Annotated in this window: 2 protein-coding genes, 2 rRNA genes and 1 riboswitch; of the genes, 3 read left to right on the top strand and 1 reads right to left on the bottom strand. The window is 39.1% G+C overall.

Translation table 11 applies throughout. From position 1 onward, the window contains the following. Positions 1–98: 98 nt before the first annotated feature. Positions 99–204 (top strand): 5S ribosomal RNA (gene rrf, locus BO222_RS00280). A 211-nt stretch (positions 205–415) separates the two neighbouring features. Next, positions 416–528: riboswitch (FMN riboswitch) on the top strand. An 87-nt stretch (positions 529–615) separates the two neighbouring features. Continuing rightward, positions 616–1,257, top strand: coding sequence for an ECF transporter S component (locus BO222_RS00285; protein WP_075817354.1), 642 nt, complete (start codon positions 616–618; stop codon positions 1,255–1,257). 156 nt (positions 1,258–1,413) lie between these two features. Here BO222_RS00285 and BO222_RS00290 read toward each other — a convergent pair whose 3' ends face one another. Further along, complete coding sequence (locus BO222_RS00290) at positions 1,414–2,355, bottom strand: AEC family transporter (protein ID WP_075817356.1); 942 nt, start codon at positions 2,353–2,355, stop codon at positions 1,414–1,416. 626 nt (positions 2,356–2,981) lie between these two features. Between BO222_RS00290 and BO222_RS13895 the strand changes: the two genes are divergently transcribed. Further along, a 16S ribosomal RNA gene (locus BO222_RS13895) occupies positions 2,982–3,083 on the top strand; the annotation flags it as partial.

Here is a 3,083-nt window from a genome sequence, read left to right on the forward strand (position 1 = left end):
TCGAGGGCTTGATCGAAGCAAGCGAAGTGTAAAACACAAAGAACAAAGACAACAGACAAGAAGGATGTCGCTGATGTTTGGTTTTGAAAGATCCATGGTGTGGTCTTGATGGCAGAATGGAAATACCTGGTTACATTCCGCACCCAGCAGTCAAGCATTCTAACGGCGACGATAGTGAACAGCGAAAATAGCAAGAGGCCATGCAAACAGAAAGCCGATCTGAGTGAGCAATCACTTCGGATCGGCTTTTTGCATTTGTGGTTTCCTGACAAATGCAAGCTTTGATTTTTATAATCCGATTTGGCAGCTCCGGCTTAATCACAAATTTAATAAGCCAATAAACTTGATAGAAATTTCACGAATTCAGCATGATCCATTTGATTCTTACCGTTTTTCGGCTTATTATAGGAACTGGCAAAAACTTCAGGGTGGGGTGAAAATCCCAACCGGCGGTATACCCCGCGAGCTTCGGCACGAACCGGTGAAATTCCGGTGGCGACAGTAGAGTCTGGATGGAAGAAGGTTTATGCACTCTTTTTTTCATGTACCTTGGCGGTTTTTGCGGCATGCAAAGACCTTTTTTATTTTCTAAGGTCGATAAAAGGAGGAGACATTATGTCTGAAAATGCCGTAAAAAAGCCCTTAAATAAAGGGCGAAAGAATCGGGAAATCTCGATTGCCTGGATCAGCAGAGTTTCAATTCTAGCAGCCATAGCATTCATTTTAATGCTATTTGAAATTCCACTTCCTATTGCTCCATCATTTTATAAGATGGGGCTGGATGAAGTTGCGGTTATGATTGCCGGCTTTGCAATGGGCCCCTGGGCAGCAGCAGCTGTAGAGGCTCTAAAAATCATTCTTAACCTTTTATTTAATGGGACATCAACTGCTGGTGTTGGCGAGCTGACCAACTTCATTCTGGGTATGCTTTATGTTTTACCTGCAGCCATTTATTATCAGAAACACAAAAACCGTAAAGGTGCTCTGGTAGGTCTGCTTATCGGATCTGTATCCTTAGCTATCTGGGGAGCCTTATTAAATTATTTTGTTTCATTACCTATGTATTCATACTTTTATGGATTGCCTCTGGATACCATTATCGAAATGGGCGGAGCTATCAATCCATTAATTACCAATAGATTTACTTTCTGCCTTTATGCAGTACTTCCATTTAACCTGATCAAGGCAGCGATTAACTCAGCCGTTGTGCTGCTGATTTACAAAAGAGTTTCACCATTACTACATTTTAAAAAATAAATCCGTTAAAGAGCTCAATCCTGAAATCCTGGTTTGAGCTCTTTTGTGAATACATACTAAGTTACAGCGACTGAAATAAAAATATGGCAGTCAGAATCTGACTGCCACAAATCGTACTTGTTCAGCATTTCAAAATAGTCAAGAACTATGCCGAAATCATGAAAATTGAGGAAGTGAAAATAGCCATGTCCATACAGGCATTGTAAATAAGGATAACAGAGTGGATATCAGGATCATCTTTGAAGCAAATTGCGGATCCTTTCCATATTTTTGAGCAAGCATGGGCATAGTCACAGATGCAGGCATAGCAGTTTCAATAATGCAAATATTACTAGCCAGAGCGGGGATTGGTAAAAGTTTCAAAATAATAAATACTGCAGCTGGGAAAACCAGAAGTCTGAATATTGAATATATACCAGCAAGTTTATCTGCAATATCCTTTGGGGAGATTTCTGAAAGAATTGTTCCGATTACCAGCATGACCATTGCAGTATTGCAGTTTGCCAATGAATTCAGGGTTTTCTGAAGGAACCCAGGCAGCTCAAATCCCGCCATTGAACCAAGCATAAGTACTATCCCAATATAAATTGCAATAATACAAGGATGCAGCAGGACTTTACCCAAACCTTTTAAACGGCTCTGTTCAGTTTGTTTCTTATGAGAGTAAAGAGCTATACCAGCAGTCCACATCATAATTCGGACTGGGATCATGTAGATGGATGAATACAAAAGTCCTACCTCTCCGAAAGCTGCTTCCGCAACAACCATTCCAAGAGTACCGGCGTTGTTTGCGATAGTCCCATATTCTAAGTTCAAACGTTTTTCCGGATTTTTAACTTGTTTCCAGATAAATTTGGATACGAATACCGTCAGAATCTGTATTACCGTCGAAAGGATCAGTACAAACAATGTGGACTCCAATATTTCAGCTGTCATTTCAATTTGAAAGGAACGAACGATGGAAGCTGGCAGGATCAGATTGATAACAAGAGCACTGAGCTGATTGGTGGTTTTCTTGGAGAGAAAACCGGATTTTCCTAGCCAATATCCTATCGCAAGCAATAAAAAAATCTGAAGTTGAAGATTAATCATTTCCATAGCATTACCTCGAGTTTTAATAATTCAACAAAATCGTATCAGTTCAAATGAGATTTTCATTTGATTTGAATTAGTTTCTCTCTCGGTCAGAAAATCTCCGATCCATAGGCTCAGTAACATTCAAAGAATTCTGATTGGGAAATTACAAAAAAGATTGATATTTCGTTTGTTTTGGATTAAGGTAAGCAAGCTGTTTAAGAAATTGATTGAAAAATTCAAACTGAAACAGCGGCTGGAATATCCAAACTCCTTTATCTAAGGGCAGAAATCCTTATTTGTGAAAATCTAAAAATAATTCACAAAAAGGGTTGACCGGTGAGGTTTAGAGTGATATTCTTAATGAGCCTTGTGAGAGACGGCTTGTTTCTCACAAGTGAAGTCTTCTTCTGATTGTGAAATTCAAAAAGAAATTCACAAAAAAGTCTTGACTTTGATCAGGACAGGGAGTAAGATAAACAAGCTTGTGAAAGATAAATAAATCTTCACAAATAACTCGTTCTTTGAAAACTTTACAGACAGTATGTACAAGTACCAATTGGTACAGGTTAAACAAACAAACCAAGTACAAGTCAATTCAACCTGAACAATCAAAAAATAAAATAAAACGCAAAAGCGTTGAGTCAAATCAAATGGAGAGTTTGATCCTGGCTCAGGATGAACGCTGGCGGCATGCCTAATACATGCAAGTCGAACGGTATCTTTGGATACAGTGGCGAACGGGATCTTTC

The sequence above is a fragment of the Ileibacterium valens genome (assembly GCF_001945525.1).
In the GTDB taxonomy this organism is placed as follows: domain Bacteria; phylum Bacillota_I; class Bacilli_A; order Erysipelotrichales; family Erysipelotrichaceae; genus Ileibacterium; species Ileibacterium valens.

Excerpts from the sequence above, each read along its gene's own strand:
- BO222_RS00285 (WP_075817354.1), top strand. The coding sequence starts at position 616 with ATGTCTGAAAATGCCGTAAAAAAGCCCTTAAATAAAGGGCGAAAGAAT.
- BO222_RS00290 (WP_075817356.1), bottom strand. The coding sequence starts at position 2,355 with ATGGAAATGATTAATCTTCAACTTCAGATTTTTTTATTGCTTGCGATA.